We start from the raw sequence: 15,664 nt of genomic DNA on the forward strand, positions 1-15,664 counted from the left end.
AATCAGGTGCCATAAAGGATTCTGTCATGTTATTGCTGATACTGCAAAGATCAGTTTGCGCAATGTTACGCTCTGAGAGTTTTGCCCGAAAAGCATTCGCTGCAATTGCATCTCGCAGCACACACCAGTCAGACCGACGATGAGGTCGCGACGCCGCTTTTGAAGGACTTAGTGGGTCACTCGGATGCCACGATTAATGCCTGACAAGCAACAATGCCTGTTTGGCATACCTGCGGTACCATTGAGGCATGGATGATGAGCATCTCGGTCTGCGGGAGCTGAAGAAACGGCAGACGCGAGATTCCATTTCGGCTGCGGCGTTGAAGCTGACGGAGGAGAAAGGCCTCAGCGAAGTCACAATTGAGGAGATTGCCCGCGAGGCTTTCGTCTCTCCGCGCACCATCTCCAACTATTTCGCCTCCAAGGAAGAGGCGGTCCTCGCTGCAGGACCGGTCGCCACTGAGCAGGTGCTGCAGGACTTCAGCACCAGTAACTCTGACGATCCTCCGTTGGAGGTACTTGGACGCCTCATGAGCAACTATGCGCGGGATTACCCGGAGTGTTTACGAAAAGCTGCACGAATGGTGGAGCTGGAGGAGGCAAACCCGTCCCTTCGACCGTTTCGGCTAGCGCGGGAGGTCGAACTGGTCATCGATCTCGGACGGCGAGTCGCACAGCGCACCGGCACTGACTTTGCCGCTGACGTCTACCCCTCATTGGTCGCCTCAGCGGCCTCCGCCGCCCTGTTGACGTCATTGAGCCTTTGGGCCCAGGCAGGATTTCCCGAGGGTCGCCTGCAGCCCCTCATCGAAGAGTCATTCAGCTTGGCTAGCGCTGGATATCGGCGCCGCGCAGCTTCCCCAATCAGTGTGCAGCTCGAAAGCAGCGCCACCCCGCAGTCCCCAGATGCTCAACCAGTCTGAGCCGACTCAGATCACTTTGCGCGGCGGCGCAACTCGGCGATCATCTGTGGCAGCACGTCATTGAGATCTCCCACCACTCCAAAATCAGCAATCTCGAACACCGGGGCGTCCTCGTCCCTATTGATCGCCACAATGGTGCCTGACGTCTGCATCCCGGCTTTCTGGTGGACCGCACCGGAGATGCCAACGGATATGTAGAGCTGCGGAGCAACGGTCACCCCGGTCTGACCTACCTGAGCGGAGTGGTCGATCCACCCGGCGTCAGTGGCCACACGGGAGGCCCCGAGGGCCGCACCGAGCTCGTCAGCCAGCTGCTCCACCAGGCTCAGGTCACCATCCACTCCCCGTCCGAACGCCACCACAGTGGACGCCTCGGTCAGGTCTGGTCTGCCGGAATCGGGCAGTTCCGCCTCCTCCAAGATTTCTACAGCGGACGACGCCGCCACCTCCAATTCCACTACCTCGGGCGCCTCAGCGGGAATCACTTGCTGGGAGGCGGTATTGGGGCGAAGTGTGGCCAGGAGCGGTCCCTCCTCGCTGATCCGTGCGGTAGTCCTCCACGAACCCGCCAGCACAGATTTAGTTGCCGACCCCGACCCCGTGACCCCGTTGGCGCCGGTGATCAGGCCCGCATTGAGGCTCACCGCTGCTCGTGACAATGCGTCCACGGTGTCTGGCGTATCAGGCCCCAGGATCAGATCGGGGCTCAACTCTGCCGCGGCCGCCGACACAAGATCGGCTAGGGCCGGATCTGGGGCGTACATGGGACCCGCGCCGGTGAGCACACCGGTGACGCCCTGTACCGCTAGGGGAGCGGGCCCCTCAGGCGGCAGGCTCCCAGTGACCACCACCGCATCACCCAAAGCGTCGGCGTGTGTGAGCAGCTCAGCTTGGGCGGGAGTCAGCTGATTCTCTACCCGGTCGAAGAACACCAGAACCTGCGTCACAGCAGTCCCTCCTTCTCCAGGAACTCGACGGTTTTCTGCCCCGCATTGCCGTCGTCGTGAATGATCTCTCCGGCCTGACGCTCCGGCCGAGGCTCGGCGGCGATGAGGGAGACCTTCGACTCCACCGCATAACGGGTCAGGCCAAGCTCCGTGAGGCTGAATGTGGTCGTGGGCTTCTTCTTCGCCTTCATGATCGCCCGGAAGTTCGGGTAGCGCGGCTCATTGGCCTGATCGGTCACCGCGACCACTGCTGGCAGTGCGGCAGAGACCTTCTGCAGGCGGTTGCCGGAGAGCCTTTCCACCACCACTTGACGGTCGGTGAGCACGACGCTTCGAGCCTGGGTCAGCGCCGGCACGCTCAGTCGCCCGGCCAACTGAGCGGGGACTGCGGCGGTCTCCCCGTCCTCGGAGGCCATCCCTGTGAGCACCAAGTAGTCACTGTCCTCGGCTGTGGTGCGCACATACTTGATCGCGGCTGCCAGGGCCCCTGAGGTGGTCCAGATGTCCGCGGCCTGCAGTGCCTCATCGGTGAGATGAAAGCCGTCGTCAGCGCCAATTTGCAGAGCTTTTTTCACCGCCGCGGAGGCACCGGGAGGCCCCATTGTCAGGGCAGAGACTCGCACGTCGGCGTCGTGCTGCTCCTTGATCTGCAGTGCAGTCTCCAACGGATGCTCATCCAGCTCGCCGAGGATGCCCTGACTGCGGTCCAGCCGGCGGTCCTCGCCGATCCGCCGCTCCAGCTGAGCATCAGGCACCCACTTGACCAGGGTGATGATATGCAGTGAGCCCGGCATAATCCCTTCCATACGACAGCGGATGGTGTACAAGCTGTTCTATGGTCGCATGATTCCGGGCAGCCCAGGTCTCACTCGGATAGGGTCAGTTATCAACATCACCTCCGTTGTTCGCTGCCAGAAGAGAGGCGCCCGCCATGGTTGATCTTATTATTCTGCTCGCTTTGGTCGCCGCGATCGTCTTGGTGACAGCACGGTGGCACATCAGCCCCTTCCTCGCGCTCCTGGGAGCCGCACTCCTGGCGACCTTCTTGTACCGGATACCGCTGGAGGACAGCGTCACCACGGTCACCGAGGCCTTCGGCAGTACGCTGGGCAACATAGGTCTCGTGATCATCTTTGGCACCATGATTGGGGTGATACTGGAGCGGTCCGGTGCTGCGATTTCCATGGCCGATGCCATCATCCGGCTCATCGGAAACAGGTTCCCGAACCTCACAATGTCGCTGATCGGCTACATCGTCTCCATACCGGTGTTCTGCGACTCCGGTTACGTCATTCTCAACTCGCTGCGGAAAGCGATCACCTCCCGAGCGGGCATCTCAGGCCTCGCGACAGCCACCGCTCTGATGACCGGTCTCTTCGCTACACACACCCTGGTGCCGCCGACACCTGGTCCCCTTGCGGCCGCAGAGGAGCTGGGTGTCACGGCTCATCTTGGACTCCTCATCGGACTTGGGATTCCGGTGGCGCTACTCTCCGCCCTAGCCGCACTGCTATTCGCCTCGCGACTGTCTCATAAAGAGTTCGCGGCACTACCCCCGGAGCGCGAGGATGACATTGAGGTGCAGGACTATGAAGCGTTGCGCAGATCCTTCGGCACTCTGCCCAACCCCTTTCTCGCCTTTTCGCCGATCGGTGTCCCGCTGCTCCTGGTATGTCTAGGGTCCATCGCGCAGCTGCCTGGCGAGCCGTTCGGTCCCGGCGCTGTGACACCGACGCTGGTGTTCCTCGGAACGCCGGTCATCGCGCTCATTATCGGCCTGATCATTGCCACCAGCCTCCTGTCAGGAGAAGTCAAACTTAACCAGTTCAATTCGCAGATCCACGAGGCGGTCCGAGTAGCAGCACCAATCCTCCTCATCACCGGCGCTGGGGCCTCCTTCGGCGCCGTGCTCAACGCGTCTCCCCTGACCGAGTACCTCTCGGAAAATATCGCCGGTTTAGGCCTGGGACTGGGCGTTCCGTTTCTGATTGCCGCCGCTCTCAAGACCGCCCAAGGATCCTCCACGGTAGCTATCGTGACCGGTTCCGCTCTGGTCTCACCGTTGCTCGGGTCGCTGGGGCTCGACTCCACCGAGGGTGCTGTTCTGGCGGTTCTCGCGGTAGGCGCGGGGGCAATGGTGGTATCCCACGCCAACGACTCATTCTTCTGGGTGGTCTCGCAGCTGTCACGGATACCAGTCGCCACCGCGTACCGAACACTGACAGTGGCCACAGCAATCCAAGGTCTGACAGCTTTCATCGCCATCCTGCTGCTGTCACTCGTCATTCTCTAGTCACAGGAGCCAAGACATGAAGATTGTGTGTGCCCCGGACTCGTTCAAAGGATCGGTGAGCGCAGCCGAGGCCGCTGCAGCTATGGCCGCCGGCGCGCGGGAGGTGCTCCCTGACGCCGAGATTGTTCAGCTCCCCTTCGCCGACGGGGGAGAAGGCACCTTGGAGGCTCTCCTAGCCGCCTGGGATCAAGCCCCGCAGACGGTCACTACTGTGGACGCTCTGGGGCGGCCTACCCAGGCCAGGTACGGGCTCTCCCCTGATGGGCGGACCGCTGTCATCGAAGCCGCCGAGGCCAATGGTCTTCCGCAAGTCTCCGATGGCCCACTGCAGCCGCTGCGCGCCGACACATACGGGGTGGGTCTGATCGCACGCCAAGTGCTGGACGCCGGTGCCGAGGAGATCCTGCTGTGCATCGGGGGATCCGCCACCACCGACGGTGGCACAGGAATCCTCCGCGCGCTGGGGGCTGAGTTCCCCGACCACGACGACGCCCCCACCCCACCTGGGGGCGGGGGACTGGGTCATATCGCGCGAGTAGATCTCTCTGAAGTAGACCCCCGCGCTCACAACATCCGCTGGCGAATCGCGGTGGATGTGGACAACCCGTTGACCGGAGACCGTGGTGCCGCGGCCGTCTTCGGACCGCAGAAGGGCGCTACAGAGCAGGACATAGCTCTTCTGGACCACGGTCTCTATCAGCTCGCTGAGGTGCTCGCCGAGGCTGCCGGGGTTTCCGTGGAGCAATACCGGGACGCAGCCGGGTTCGGAGCAGCCGGTGGGATACCGCTGGGGCTGGTCAGCGTGTTCGGCGCTGAGGTGGTTCCGGGATCGGCCATGGTTTCTGAGGTGCTCGGCGTGGAGGAGGCGCTCGCGGAGGCTGATCTGGTCTTCACTGGCGAGGGTCGGCTCGACTCCCAGTCCCTCGGCGGCAAAGTGGTGGACGCCATCGCCTCGCGCGCCCCGGAGTCCTGCTGCGTCGTCGTGCTAGCTGGATCGGTTCAGCTCTCCCCGCAGCATTGCCGAGCAGCCGGTATCACGGCAGCCTTCTCCGTCGCGCCCGGTCCTGCGAACCTTGAGGACCTGCAGGGCGAGGCTGCGCAACTGATTCAGGAGACCGCTGCCCACGCCAGCGCACTTTGTGCATTCCAGTTGGGTCGGTGAAGAGTCCAACATGCCAGCACCCTTCGTTTCGATGTACCAGCGGTTTCTCAGGAGCGTGGAGGAGAACCCGGACAAACCGCTGTTTCTCCTTCAAGGGGGCGAAACGGTCAGTTACAGCCAGACGCTGGAGACCTCTCAGGCAATAGCCGCGCGCCTGATCGACGATGGGGTGAAGCCCGGTGACCGAGTCGCAATGCAGGTGGGCAAATCACCTGAGGCGATCGCCTTGTACCTCGCATCGCTCCAGATCGGTGCCGTGTTCCTACCGCTGAACTCCGCGTATACGAGCAAAGAGATGGAATATTTCGTCACCGACGCCACACCCCGGGTTCTTGTCTGCTCACCGGATTCGGCTGCTGACTACCAGCACTGGGAGGGACTGGTGGTGGAGACCCTAGGGGTGGTCCAGGATGGCACACTGCTGAGCTCGCACCGTAAGCACTCGGAAATCTTTACGGCAGGACCCGAGGACCTCACCTCCATCCTTTACACCTCAGGGACAACCGGGCGTTCCAAAGGCGCGATGCTCACTCACCAGAATCTGGCCTCCAACTGTGAGGCACTGCTGGAGGCGTGGGAGTACACCGCGGAGGACACGCTCATACACGCGTTGCCCATCTTCCACATTCACGGCCTGTTCGTGGCAACCAATATGACGTTGGCGGCCGGGGCCTCAATGCATTATCTGCCCACATTCGACGCTGAAGAGATCATTCATCTCTTCTCAGAGGCGACGGTGCTGATGGGCGTTCCGACCTTCTACACCAGGCTGCTGAAGAACCTCAGGCTATCCGAGGAGTCCTGCGCGGGCATGCGCCTCTTCGTCTCCGGATCAGCTCCCCTGCTCGCCAGCGACCACGAAGCTTTCAGGAAGCGCACCGGTCACGCGATCGTGGAGCGCTACGGTATGACAGAAACTGGCATGAACACCACCAACCCGTACTCCGGAGGTCCGCGCAAACCCGGCACGGTGGGCAGGCCCCTTCCAGGCACTCGCGTCCGGGTCGTCGACCGCGAAACCGGGCAAAGACTCCCGGACGGCGAAGTCGGGCTCGTGGAGGTACTCGGCCCCAATGTCTTCCGCGGGTACTGGCAGATGCCTGACAAAACAGCTGGAGAGTTTCGCCACGACGGTTTCTTCATCACTGGTGACCTGGGCCGCATAGATGAGGACGGGTATCTGTGCATCGTCGGCAGAGACAAGGACCTTGTCATATCCGGTGGTTACAACGTTTACCCCAAAGAAATCGAAGAGCATATCGACGCGCATCCGGACGTCCAAGAGTCGGCCGTGATCGGAGTGCCGCACTCTGATCTCGGTGAGGCGGTAATGGCAGTTGTGGTCCCTATCTCCGGAACAGACCCGCAGCCTGAGGACCTCCTTGCCTTCATCGCGAATGATTTAGCGCGGTTCAAACAGCCCAAGGCTGTTCGCATCATCGGTGAGCTGCCCCGCAACCTCATGGGCAAAATTCAAAAGGCCACCCTGCGTGAGCGGTACGCTCATCTCTTCGCCTCCGCTGACCTCTGACGAAGGCGAGCAGCCCAGCGTCTTCTATATTGCGCTTAGGTTGCTCTTTGGCGCGTAGCGGGCCTGGCAGAAGTCCCTGAGACGCATCGCGAGATCCTCCAGAGAACTGTGGGCGTGATGTCCTGCTCTCCACCCGGCATAGAGGTGGATCTGCAGCGGTTGACCCAGATGGTGGATCTGCAGCGGATGGAGGCCGTAGCGGGCGTCGTCGGTCAGGACTGCGACTCCGCGCCCGGCCGCAGCCAGCGCCTGTGCTACCTGGCTGTGCCGGGTCTCCAAGGTGGTCACGGGCCCAAGGTGCGCGTGGTCGAGTGCTGCTTCGAAGACGCGCCGGGCTTTGAATCGCAAGGTGGGCAGGATGAGAGTCTCGCCCACCAGGTCCGCCAAGTCCACGTGCTCCTGCCCGGCCCACCGGTGGTCCAGTGGGACGTACGCCCATACGGGAAGGTTAACCAAATGCGGGGCATGGGCCGTGTGCGGCCAACGCACCGGAGAGATGACCATGTCGTAGCTGCTCAGGACACGGTGCACCTCCGAGTCAATCGAGATCTCACTCACCGAGGGCACGGGATCAATGGATCGGAAAGTCGCCACGAACGGAGCGACGATATCGGTCAGCGTGGTGGTCGGTGCCGCCAAGGAGACTCTTGCCATACGGCCATCCGCCAGCTGGGCGGCATACTCAGCGGCCTCACGATGATGATGGAGCAGTTCTTCTGCCGTCTCAAGGAACTCGCGCCCCTCAGTGGTGAGGTGCAACCTGCCACTCTGTCGGAGAAACAGCGTCAGGTTGAGCTCGCGTTCTAGCTGCCGCACCTGCCGAGAAAGCGAGGGCTGCGTCATATGCAGACGCTGGGCGGCGGCCGAGACAGTGCCAGATTCGACCACCGTGACGAAATAGCGCAGCAAACGAGTATCCATGCCTCCAGAGCATACTATTCAGCTCAATCAGGTATTGGACGGCATGACCCTGAAATGTGAAGCTGGGATCAGCTTTCGCCACACTACGACCAGCATGGAGCGTCGATGACCGACCCAGCCACCTTTCCTGTCACCAATCCTGCCACCGGGGAGCACCTGGAGGACATCACCGACCTCAATGCCGAGCAGGCGCTCGCCCAAGTCGGAGAGGCGCAGGAGGCTTTCCTCCGGTGGCGGGAGACCGCCCCCCGTCACCGCGCGGACGTATTGAACAGAGCGTATGACCTGATGATTGATGATCTGCCGCGGCTGCGGGACATCATCGTGGCCGAGAACGGCAAATCACAGACCGATGCCGAGGCTGAGGTTCGATACGCTGCGGAGTTTTTCCGCTGGTACGCCGAAGAGGCGGTGCGTCTGGGCGGGGACTACACCACTGCGCCAGCGGGAGGAGTGCGCAACATCGTGACGCACCACCCAGTGGGTGTCGCACTGCTGGTCACCCCGTGGAACTTCCCTGCGGCCATGGCCACGCGAAAAATGGGACCTGCACTGGCGGCCGGCTGCTCGGTGGTCCTCAAGCCAGCGCGTGAGACACCGCTGACGGCGATCGCCATCGCCGAGATCCTCATCAAGGCGGGCCTGCCCCAGGGTGCTGTCCAGGTGGCGACCACCACCGCAACGCGGGAAGTGGTGTCAGCGCTGCTGGCCGATGATCGGATCAAGAAGCTCTCCTTCACCGGATCGACGCCTGTGGGACGAACTCTGCTTGCACAGTGTGCCGAGCGAGTGGTCAATGCCTCCATGGAGCTGGGCGGAAACGCGCCGTTCATTGTGACCGCCGATGCTGATGTCGAAGCTGCTGTGGCCGGGGCGATGGTCGCAAAATTCCGCAATGGCGGCCAGGCCTGCACTGCGGCGAATCGCTTCTACGTTCACGCCGATATTGCGGAGGAGTTCATCGCCGCCTTCGGCGCAAAGATCAGCCAGCTGACCGTGGGGGACCCAGCTGAAGGGGCCCAGATCGGACCGCTCATCCACGACAAGGCGGCCTCAGGTGTGCGCCAGCTGCTTGATTCGGCACTCGATGAGGGAGCGACCATCGCCGACCAGGCCAGCCTCCCCGAGGGTGCCGCAACCGAATCATTTGTGGCACCGACGCTGCTGCGGGACGTGCCGGCCGGAGCCGCAATCCTCCAGGAAGAGATCTTCGGACCCGTAGCACCGGTGGTGGTGTGGTCGGACCTCGAGCAGATGCTGGAGCAGGCCAATGCCGCCGAAGTCGGGCTCTCCTCCTACGTCTACGCTGGAAATCTTCAGGACGCCATTCGTATCGGAGAGCGCCTGGAGACCGGAATGGTCGGGATCAACCGCGGCGTCGTCTCGGATCCCAGCGCACCGTTCGGCGGGGTCAAGCAGGCTGGCATAGGTCGCGAGGGCGGCCACTGGGGTATTGAGGAGTTCACCGAGCCGCAGTACCTGTCCGTGGACTGGCCTTAGTACTCGCTGCCACCGCAGTTTCCGAACCTGCCCGAAACTTGTTGCCACGGTTCGCCGGTAGAGTTGCTTCTATGCCTGCCATCTCACCTGCACTGCTGGAGGCCGCAGAGTCGCGGCTGGATCAGATCATCGCTGACATTCAGACCCTCGTTGAGGTCGAAACACCCTCTGATGACAAGGATGCCGTAGCCGAAGGGGCGGCGGTCGTGGCCGATCTGATGGCCGCGCGTTTGGGGCTGGAAGCCGAACCCGTTGTGGTCGACGACGTCACTCACCTGCGGCTGCGGGTGGGGACGGAGAAGCCCAAGGTGGTGGTGATCACCCATCAGGACACGGTGTGGCCCACGGGCACTCTTGCCCGCAAGCCCTTCAGCAACGACGGCGAGGCGCTGCGCGGACCCGGCGTGTTTGACATGCTCACCGGTTTGGCGATGGCCATCCACGCCGCCAAGATGCTCCAAGAGGCCGGACACAGCCTTTATGGCCTGAGCATCATGGTCACCGGAGACGAAGAGCTGGGTTCGGTCACCTCCCGGGACCTCCTTCTGGAGGAATCCTCGGAGGCTAGGGCGGCCTTTGTCATGGAGGGTGCACTGGACACCTCCCTCAAAGTCGCTCGCAAAGGTACCTCCAACTACACGGTGGCCGTCCACGGAGTCGCCGCCCACGCCGGTCTGGACCCGGAAAAAGGCGTCAACGCCGGCATCGGCCTGGGGCTTCTGCTTCCGGAGATCGCGGAGCTGGGTGACACCTCAATGGGCACTACTGTGACCCCAACGGTGATGCGGGCAGGCACGACGACGAACACTGTTCCGGACTACGCTGAAGTGGTCATTGACGCCCGCGCGACCACTATCGCCGAGCAGGAGCGGGTCGATGAACAGATCCGTGCGCTGAGTTCGCGGGTGGACGGAGCGGAGGTGGAAGTCACCGGGGGTGTGAACCGCCCGCCGATGGAACGCAGCTCTTCAGATGTCCTTTTCGACCGCGCTCAGCAGGTGGCAGCGGCGATGAACATCGGGGACATCACCGGTGAGGCGGTGGGAGGCGCCTCGGACGGAAACTTCACCGCGGCCGCCGGTATCCCCACTCTGGACGGCATGGGCGCCTGCGGGGCAGGAGCACACGCCGAACACGAACACGCGCTGGTGGAGCACATCGCACCGCGGACAGCACTGCTCGCCGGCCTGATCGCCGCGCACCTGGACCCACCGGCCGCTGGGTGAATTGAACGGAACCGGCACAGTGAATCAGGCGCATCAAGAAGCAGTGCGGGCAGCAGAGTCTGCTGGCGTCGTCGTAAGGTCACTGCACACCCCTGAGCAGATGCAGCGTGCCGCTGAGGTGCTCGCTGAAATCTGGGCGCCGGGCGGCAGCGGCGAGGCTCCCGTTGAGCCAGGACTCCTGGTGGCGCTGGAGCACGCCGGAAACTACGTGGCTGGAGCGTACGCCGGTGAGGAGCTGGTTGGCGTCACGGTCGGATTCTTCGGCGCCCCTGATGCCCGCACCGGGCGCTCGCAGATGATGCACTCCCATATTGCCGGAGTGCTGCCGACTCATGCCCGCGGTGGGGTCGGAGCTGCGATGAAACTTCATCAGCGCGCCTGGTGCCTGGACCGGGGAGTCACCGTGATGGAGTGGACTTTCGATCCGCTGATCTCGCGGAATGCCCGGTTCAACCTCCACAAGCTCGGCGCGCGGTTTGCGGAATACCTGCCGCAGTTCTATGGGGTGATGCGTGACGGGATCAACGCGGGCCAGGGCAGTGACCGAGCACTGATTCAGTGGTACCTGGAGGCGCCTGAGCAGGCGCAGGAGCTCGAACCGCAGCTGATGCTGCTGGAGCCCGATGACGACGCCGCACCCCACTTAGGTGCCGGTGCGACTGAGGTTGTCTCCGCAGCCGGAGACGCGGGCGTGGTCGGACTCAGAGTCCCGACTGACATGATGAAAATGCGAGCGGATCGGCCGGAGGTCGCTGCCCGGTGGCGCACGGCTCTGCGCGAGGTGATGGTGCCCCTGATGAGCTCAGGGTGGACTGTCACCGGCGTGAGCACCGACGGCACCTACCTACTCACCCGCTGAGCAAATAGGTTCCGCCACCGCACGAATCGGTGAACCATCCATCCCTGTCAGGCGGAGTGGCAGTCCAATGAACCGCACGCGCGAAGGCAGTTGGTCCAGTTTTCGTAGATTCTCGATGATGAGCCCGCCATCGCCAAGGACAGTCCGATGCACAGGTAGCCCATTCTCGGCATCGCGTGTGGAGTCGGGACTGAGGGTGTCGACCCCGATAACACGTGCGCCCAAGTTCAGCAGACGAGTGGCCAGCATCGGCTCCAGGAATGGGTGATCAAGGTACTCTTCAGCACCCCAGTAACGATCCCATCCTGTGGCAATCAATACGATTCGGGCCCCGGCGAGCCCTCCCTCTAGCTGGTGCCCCACATGGGTGAGTCCTATAGGGGTTCCGGGCGGAACGCTACCGGCGTGCAGCACGACGGCCTCTCCCATGAGCTCATTCAGATCAATGGATTCGATGGTACGGCCCTCGCCGATGATGTGGGAGGGCGAATCCACATGCGTACCTGAGTGCGTACCCATGTGCAGAGAGTGCACCTCGAAGCCGTGCGCAGCGACTGTCGCAGCAGGCTCGATCCTTACCCCCGGATCACCCGGAAAAACCGTCATCCCACTCCGGATCTCGTGGGAAAGATCGATCCACCCCGACATGCTCAAGTCCTTCGCTACTCTATGGGCGCCATCTCGAACTCATCGGCAAGGTGCCTTGACTCGACACCCTCAGGCTCAGAGATACGGGCCAGCTTCGTCCATATCCAGTACATCAGACCTGAAAGGACCACTGTCGGAAGTGCCGCTCCCACAGGTGAGAACCAGACGGTGGTCAGCAACGTGTAGAAGCCGGCACCTGTGGCCCAGACTAGAATTGCCCCAATGTTCCATCCACGTGTGAACCAGTACTTTCCACCTTTGTAGTTCAGAATCTCGCGGTTGTAGCTGCGGCGGCGAGCCAGATAGTAGTCAACAATCATGACTGCGAACACCGGGATGAACAGTGCGCCGATGGTGGCGAGGAAGTTCGTGAACTGGTCAAGCAGGCCCAGCCACGTCGCGCCGATAACTGCCACCACGCCAAGGCCTAGAGCGGTCGGCAGGAACGGGAGCGGCTTGCGCCGGGGGAAGGCGTGCTGCAGTGACAGGGTCATTCCATACATCACCATCGTGTTCGTGGCCATCACCGATAGGAACATCACCGCAGCCAGCGGAGCTCCGAAGGCTGTAATGATCAGGGTCGGATCGAAGGGGATCGCTTCATTGCCTTCCAGCAGCACGTACGAAATCGCAGTGACCCCGAGAGTCATGGCCAAGATTGTGGAGGTGGTGTAGCCGATGGCGGCACCGGCAGCACCAGCTCGGACACTGCGCGCGGTGCGCGTGAGGTCCGCGCTGAGCACCGTCCAGGAGATCGCGGTAGCGAAGACGATGTCGAAGACGATCGCACCGTCCATCCCCAGTGCCGGATCGATGGCGATGGCGAAGTAGTCCGCGGGTGGGTGGGTGGTGAACGCGACGGCGAAGACGTAAATGATAATGCTCACGATGACGAGGGCGAAAAGTGGCTCGATCCGCGCGATTCCGACATGGCCGAAAATCGCCAGAAGTACGACCAGCGCCTGACAAAGCGCGGCAAAGAGGATCGGATTGGAATATCCGGTCCAGGCGTGGATGAGGTAGTCCACCGAAATTCCAGCCAGCATGGCCTGCACCCACGACCACCCCATGAGGATGACTAGATTCGACAAAGAGGGCACAATCGAGCCGCGCAGGCCGAATGAGCCCTTAGTGAGTGCCATGGTCGACAGCCCCGTACGGACACCCATAACAGCCACCAGAGTGAGTACGATCGCACCGAGCACGGTACCGCACACAATCCACACCAGAGAGTCGCCGAACGAGACGCCTGGAACGAACAGCGTGCCCGTGAGCAACGTCGTGACCACGAGGTTGGCGGCGAGCCAGATGAGCATGATTCGACCGCCCCTGAGAGTGCCTCGGAGTGGCCCCTGCTCTCCGTCGGGCTCTGCAGTGAGGGCGGACACGGGCGCTTCTTTCAGGGAGTTCTTCACAGTTGCGGTCCTTCCTCGGTTGCCGACGAAAGGTGCTCATGTACCGCTAGCAGTCCTTCGTGGCCTTGCTCAAAGACAATGGTTTCGTGTTCGCGATACGTCTAGTGCACACCGTCAATGACGGCCGTAGTTTCCAGCAGGTGCCAGAAGACGCCTCCATTGGTGAGGAGCGTTAATCCAGATTCGAGAGTGCGGCAGCGGCTGACGCTCCATCCTGATCTCTGCATGCTGAGCCATGCAGCCTGCCAGCTCGCACGATCGCGGTGCACTGCATTATCAGGCGCGAAGACGAAAGTGCACTCGGGTGAGAAGCGACTGAAGTAGTCGCTTTCGTCGTTGCGTTCAAAGGCTCTTACGATCGCTTCTGCGGCCTCCGAGATGTGGTGCTCTAATATCTGAGTCATGGGACCTACTCTCTTCGCCCCTCACCCCGACTCCGCTTCGGGCCGATTGATGTGATGCGCGATACAGGGATTAGAATGCAACAAAAGTTGTTCATCAGTCAACATTCATTCGAGCCGCGATTATCAGTGGTTTGAGCACGGGGAAGCAGAGACAGTATGCGTAACGTCAATCCAGCTGCACACGAAAGCCCTCCCCGTGTGGGAGCAAAGCTGCGGGCAGCTCGACTGGCGCAGCATCTCACACTCGAGACCGTCGCCCAGCATTCCAATCTCACTAAGGGCTACATCTCGCGGGTCGAGCGGGATGACACCTCGCCCAGCGTGGCCACGCTCATGGCGCTCTGTCAGGTGCTCGGGCTGTCCATCGGCCAGCTCTTCGAGGAGCCCGACAGTGCGATCGTGCGCTTGGACGATGCGCCATTCATCAACTTGGGTGGTGCCGGAGCGATGGAGCATATGGTTACTCCTCGGGGTCAATCCCAGGTCCAGATGATCCATTCTGAGATCGAGAGCGGGGCCCACGGCGGTGAGAATCTCTACACCATCAACTGCAAAGTCGAGGTTCTGCACATTATCCACGGTGAACTGCACCTGCGGTTTGCCACGTCTACTGAGGTACTCGAGGCAGGGGACACCATCACTTTTCCGGGAAGCGAACCTCACACCTGGTCGGCGCCGGTCCAAAGTACTGCGTTGTGGGTGTTAATACCTGCCCCCTGGAGCGGCCTTGTTTAGTGGACGACTTCGCACAGTACCAGCGCACCAAGAATGTATTCTATAGAGTACAAATGTTATCTAGACGATCACTGGCCCAACCACGGCCAGGGAACGGAGACACCTATGTCTTCACCGGAGTACGTACAGTTTGAGTCAGGGAATATCGGACCTGCGGATGCGAGCAAGTCACCCAGGTTCGCGGGGATTGCAACCTTCGCGCGCCTCCCTCGGTATGAAGATGTTGGTCACGCTGATATCGCCGTGACCGGTGTGCCCTTCGACTCTGGAGTGAGCTACCGCCCCGGAGCACGGTTCGGTCCCGCGCACGTCCGTGAAGCGTCTCGACTACTGCGGCCCTATAACCCCGAAGCCGACATTTCCCCCTTTGCTGAGGCTCAGGTTGTCGACGCCGGTGATATCTCCGTCAATCCGTTCAGCATCGCTGAAGCTGTGACTGACATCGAGCGTGCGGCCGATGAACTCCGCGCCGGTGGCACCCGAGTCGTCGCGATCGGGGGAGACCACACCCTGGCGTTACCGATGCTGCGCTCTGTCAACAAGACTCATGGTCCAGTAGCTGTAGTGCACTTCGATGCGCACCTGGACACCTGGGATACCTACTTCGGCGCGCCGATGACACACGGAACTCCATTTCGTCGGGCGTCCGAAGAGGGCCTGATCGACATGGAGGCCAGCTTGCATGTCGGCATCCGCGGGCCCCTGTACGGCAAGGATGACCTTCGCGACGACGAGCGACTCGGATTCGCCATCATCTCGACCCATGAGATCGAAGTGGAGGGTGTCCAAGCCGCGGTGGAGCGGATGCATCGCCGCATCGGGGACCGCCCCGTCTACCTGTCCATTGACATCGATGTACTCGATCCAGCCCATGCACCGGGCACCGGAACCCCTGAGGCGGGTGGAATGACGAGTCGCGAGTTGATCCGAATGCTGCGGTCCTTCTCCAGCACCCGAATTGTCGGTGCAGACGTTGTTGAGGTGTCACCTCCATACGACCACGCCCAGCTCACGGCTGTCGCAGGGTCCCATGTGGCCTACGAAGTGATCTGTGCCATGGCCACCCAGCGCTCGTGACGTGAAACCTGCAGACAAGAAAT

Annotated in this window: 15 protein-coding genes; 9 read left to right on the forward strand and 6 right to left on the reverse strand. The window is 61.9% G+C overall.

Annotated features, from left to right (window positions below; translation table 11 throughout):
- Window positions 1-248 precede the first annotated feature (248 nt).
- A complete protein-coding gene (locus D3250_RS01015) occupies window positions 249-923 on the forward strand; it encodes a TetR/AcrR family transcriptional regulator (protein ID WP_119901510.1) in 675 nt (224 codons plus the stop codon).
- Between the two features lie 11 nt (window positions 924-934).
- Here D3250_RS01015 and D3250_RS01020 read toward each other — a convergent pair whose 3' ends face one another.
- A complete protein-coding gene (locus tag D3250_RS01020) occupies window positions 935-1,870 on the reverse strand; it encodes an electron transfer flavoprotein subunit alpha/FixB family protein (RefSeq protein WP_119901511.1) in 936 nt (311 codons plus the stop codon).
- Window positions 1,867-2,664, reverse strand: a complete 798-nt coding sequence (locus D3250_RS01025) for an electron transfer flavoprotein subunit beta/FixA family protein (RefSeq protein WP_192892537.1) — start codon at window positions 2,662-2,664, stop codon at window positions 1,867-1,869. The genes D3250_RS01020 and D3250_RS01025 overlap by 4 nt, the downstream gene beginning before the upstream one ends.
- A gap of 137 nt (window positions 2,665-2,801) precedes the next feature.
- Here D3250_RS01025 and D3250_RS01030 point away from each other — a divergent pair, with 137 nt between their 5' ends.
- From D3250_RS01030 to D3250_RS01040, 3 genes are read left to right on the forward strand one after another with little or no spacing between them, the layout of a single operon-like run.
- Window positions 2,802-4,163: a GntP family permease gene (locus D3250_RS01030; RefSeq protein WP_119901512.1), complete on the forward strand. Its 1,362-nt coding sequence runs from the start codon at window positions 2,802-2,804 to the stop codon at window positions 4,161-4,163.
- A gap of 16 nt (window positions 4,164-4,179) precedes the next feature.
- Window positions 4,180-5,325: a glycerate kinase gene (locus D3250_RS01035; protein WP_119901513.1), complete on the forward strand. Its 1,146-nt coding sequence runs from the start codon at window positions 4,180-4,182 to the stop codon at window positions 5,323-5,325.
- Between the two features lie 10 nt (window positions 5,326-5,335).
- A complete protein-coding gene (locus D3250_RS01040) occupies window positions 5,336-6,856 on the forward strand; it encodes an AMP-binding protein (RefSeq protein ID WP_119902219.1) in 1,521 nt (506 codons plus the stop codon).
- A gap of 24 nt (window positions 6,857-6,880) precedes the next feature.
- Here the strand turns inward: D3250_RS01040 and D3250_RS01045 are convergent, their stop codons facing one another.
- Complete coding sequence (locus D3250_RS01045; protein WP_119901514.1) at window positions 6,881-7,777, reverse strand: LysR family transcriptional regulator; 897 nt, start codon at window positions 7,775-7,777, stop codon at window positions 6,881-6,883.
- 105 nt (window positions 7,778-7,882) lie between these two features.
- On the opposite strand from D3250_RS01045, the gene D3250_RS01050 reads away from it, so the two are divergent.
- The 3 genes from D3250_RS01050 (at window position 7,883) to D3250_RS01060 (ending at window position 11,362) form a co-directional block, all read left to right on the forward strand.
- Window positions 7,883-9,277, forward strand: coding sequence for an NAD-dependent succinate-semialdehyde dehydrogenase (locus D3250_RS01050; RefSeq protein WP_119901515.1), 1,395 nt, complete (start codon window positions 7,883-7,885; stop codon window positions 9,275-9,277).
- Between the two features lie 71 nt (window positions 9,278-9,348).
- Window positions 9,349-10,503: a M20 family metallopeptidase gene (locus D3250_RS01055; RefSeq protein WP_119901516.1), complete on the forward strand. Its 1,155-nt coding sequence runs from the start codon at window positions 9,349-9,351 to the stop codon at window positions 10,501-10,503.
- Between the two features lie 19 nt (window positions 10,504-10,522).
- Window positions 10,523-11,362, forward strand: coding sequence for a hypothetical protein (locus tag D3250_RS01060; RefSeq protein ID WP_119901517.1), 840 nt, complete (start codon window positions 10,523-10,525; stop codon window positions 11,360-11,362).
- Here D3250_RS01060 and D3250_RS01065 read toward each other — a convergent pair.
- From D3250_RS01065 to D3250_RS01075, 3 genes are all read right to left on the reverse strand, one after another.
- Window positions 11,348-12,010 (reverse strand): cyclase family protein, encoded by a 663-nt coding sequence (locus D3250_RS01065; RefSeq protein ID WP_119901518.1) that lies wholly within the window; start codon window positions 12,008-12,010, stop codon window positions 11,348-11,350. The two genes, D3250_RS01060 and D3250_RS01065, sit on opposite strands and share 15 nt — an antisense overlap.
- Before the next feature lie 14 nt (window positions 12,011-12,024).
- Window positions 12,025-13,425 (reverse strand): purine-cytosine permease family protein, encoded by a 1,401-nt coding sequence (locus D3250_RS01070; protein WP_225973070.1) that lies wholly within the window; start codon window positions 13,423-13,425, stop codon window positions 12,025-12,027.
- Between the two features lie 101 nt (window positions 13,426-13,526).
- The gene (locus D3250_RS01075; RefSeq protein WP_119901519.1) at window positions 13,527-13,829 is read right to left on the reverse strand and encodes a hypothetical protein; all 303 of its coding nucleotides are present in this window, start codon (window positions 13,827-13,829) and stop codon (window positions 13,527-13,529) included.
- A 156-nt stretch (window positions 13,830-13,985) separates the two neighbouring features.
- On the opposite strand from D3250_RS01075, the gene D3250_RS01080 reads away from it, so the two are divergent.
- Both D3250_RS01080 and speB read left to right on the forward strand, forming a co-directional pair.
- A complete protein-coding gene (locus tag D3250_RS01080) occupies window positions 13,986-14,564 on the forward strand; it encodes a helix-turn-helix domain-containing protein (RefSeq protein ID WP_119901520.1) in 579 nt (192 codons plus the stop codon).
- Between the two features lie 105 nt (window positions 14,565-14,669).
- The gene (speB, locus tag D3250_RS01085; protein WP_119901521.1) at window positions 14,670-15,641 is read left to right on the forward strand and encodes an agmatinase; all 972 of its coding nucleotides are present in this window, start codon (window positions 14,670-14,672) and stop codon (window positions 15,639-15,641) included.
- Window positions 15,642-15,664 lie beyond the last annotated feature (23 nt).

Source organism: Nesterenkonia natronophila (genome assembly GCF_003595215.1).
In the GTDB taxonomy this organism is placed as follows: domain Bacteria; phylum Actinomycetota; class Actinomycetes; order Actinomycetales; family Micrococcaceae; genus Nesterenkonia; species Nesterenkonia natronophila.